This is a genomic window from Paraburkholderia sp. SIMBA_027 (genome assembly GCF_046535315.1).
Taxonomy (GTDB): domain Bacteria; phylum Pseudomonadota; class Gammaproteobacteria; order Burkholderiales; family Burkholderiaceae; genus Paraburkholderia; species Paraburkholderia tropica.
Window position 1 is genome coordinate 1 of the sequence record NZ_JAWRWY010000398.1, and the last position, 279, is coordinate 279.

Genomic DNA, 279 nt, shown 5'->3' on the forward strand with positions numbered 1-279 from the left:
GGACAAAACGCTGGCACAGCTGTTTGAGGAACAGTCAGCCCGAACGCCGCACCGAGTCGCTGTAGCAGCCGGAGACCAGAAGCTGACGTATCTTCAGTTGAATGAAAGGGCGAACCAGTGGGCAGGAGTGCTTCGGGAAAAAGGGGCAAAAGCAGGAGTGACAATCGGGCTGATTGCCGAGGAGTCCGTGGAGATGATCATAGGAATACTGGCTGTCTTAAAAGCTGGGGCTGCGTATCTTCCAATTGATCCCGACCAAGCCGTCAAGCGAACAAATGC

The 279-nt window shown here is 54.5% G+C and carries 1 protein-coding gene; it reads left to right on the forward strand.

What is annotated here, in order from left to right; genetic code table 11:
* Positions 1-279: AMP-binding protein (locus SB764_RS39575; RefSeq protein ID WP_410866691.1), on the forward strand; the 279-nt coding region annotated here is incomplete at both ends.